General features: G+C 71.0%; 2 protein-coding genes. Both read left to right on the top strand.

Translation table 11 applies throughout. The features are described from left to right. The first annotated feature begins 28 nt into the window (after positions 1-28). Positions 29-1501: an LCP family protein gene (locus tag G6019_RS16475; protein WP_182612399.1), complete on the top strand. Its 1473-nt coding sequence runs from the start codon at positions 29-31 to the stop codon at positions 1499-1501. 52 nt (positions 1502-1553) lie between these two features. Then, positions 1554-1819, top strand: a 266-nt coding sequence (locus G6019_RS16470) for a TIGR03089 family protein (protein ID WP_309230342.1), incomplete at its 3' end; no start/stop codon positions are given.

Raw genomic sequence — 1819 nt, 5'->3', positions numbered from 1 at the left:
CCGGCGCCACGCGACCCCCTCCCGGCCGGTGGGGTCGCGGATCGCCCGCGCCCTCGCCGCCCTCGTCTCCGTCTTCTGCCTCCTGGTCACCGGTGTGGGCTGGTCGCTGTTCAACGGTCTGAGCTCCGACCTGTCCTCCGCCGGCGGCCTCGACATGGGGGACGGCGGGCTCGACGGTGCCGTCGACATCCTCCTGGTCGGCACGGACAACCGGACCGACGCCCAGGGCAACGCCCTCAGCCAGGAGGAGCTCGCCACCATCCGGACCGGTGAGGACGAGGGTGAGAACACCGACACCATCCTGCTCATCCGGATCCCGGAGGACGGGAGCTCGGCGACCGCGATCTCCATTCCGCGGGATGTCTACGTGGAGACCCGGGAGATCGGGGGCAGCAAGATCAACGGGGTCTACGCCGGGTACAAGCAGGCCTACCTGGACCGCGCCTCGGCCGAGGCCCCCGACGGCGCGGTCACCGAGCAGGACCAGCGCGACGCCGTCCAGGCCGGCCGCAACGGGCTGATCAACACCATCCGGGATCTCACAGGCGTGCAGGCCGACCACTACGCGGAGATAGGCCTGCTGGGATTCGTGCTGCTCACCGACGCCGTCGGCGGCGTCCCGGTGTGTCTGAACGAGGACGTCGACGAACCGCTCTCCGGGGCGAACTTCCGGGCCGGGGTCCAGACCGTGTCCGGCTCGGACGCCCTGAGCTTCGTCCGACAGCGGCACGACCTGCCCGCGGGCGACCTCGACCGGATCGTCCGCCAGCAGGCGTTCATGTCCCAGCTGGTCAAGAAGACCTTGTCCGCGGGCACCCTCGCGGACCCGACGAAGCTCGGAGCCCTCGTCGATGCGGCCCGACGCTCATTCGTCATCGACGAGAACTGGGACTTCGTCGACTTCGCGATGAAACTGCAGGACATCAGCGGCGGCAACGTCCGGTTCGAGACCATTCCGGTGACCAGCATCGACTCCTTCACCGAGTGGGGCGAGTCCATCGTCACGGTCGACCCCGCCCAGGTCGCGGAGTTCGTCGGCGGATTCGCCAGTGCCGAGGACGCGGACGAGGACCAGACCCCGACCGACACGCCCGGCGTCGACCCGGCGGCCGTCGCGGTGTCGGTGGTCAACACGACGGCGATCGACGGGCTCGCCGCCCGGGTCTCCGGTTCACTGTCCGAACTCGGGTACGGGGTCGGGGACCTGCTCACCGATCCCGCCGCCGCCTACACCTCACACGTCGCGGCGGGATCGGCTGACGACCCCGCCGCGTTCGCGGTCTCCGACGCGCTCGGCGGACTGCCCGTCCAGGTGGATCCCGCGGTGCCGCCCGGCACCGTCCGCGTGGTGCTGGCCGAGGACTACAGCGGACCCACGGGGGATGCCACCGCGACCGAGTCCTACTCCCCCGAGACCACCGACTACGCGCCTCTGCCACCCTCGATCGCACAGCGTCCGACCTTCGACGCCGGCGGCTCGGACGTCCCCTGTGTGAACTGACCGAACCGCCGTGAACTGACCCAACCCCGACCGACCTCTCGGAGGACGCCCCGTGACCACCGCCGCAGACACCGTGCTCCAACCACTACTCGCGGCGGACCCGGGTGCGCCCCTGGTCACCCACTACGACCTCGCTGCACCCTCGCGGATCGAGCTGTCCGTGGTCTCCACGGCAAACTGGGCCGCCAAGATCGCCGGTCTGCTGCGGGACGAGGTCGCGGTCGCGCCCGGGGACGTGGTGGTGTGCGACCTGCCCGCCCACTGGCTCACCGCCGGGGTCCTCCTCGGCGCCTGGTGGGCCGGGGCCGAGGTGCGGAC

The sequence above is a fragment of the Dietzia sp. DQ12-76 genome (genome assembly GCF_014145045.1).
Lineage (GTDB): Bacteria > Actinomycetota > Actinomycetes > Mycobacteriales > Mycobacteriaceae > Dietzia.
Note: the sequence above shows the minus strand (reverse complement) of the source record. Positions and strands in the feature narration are given on the sequence as shown.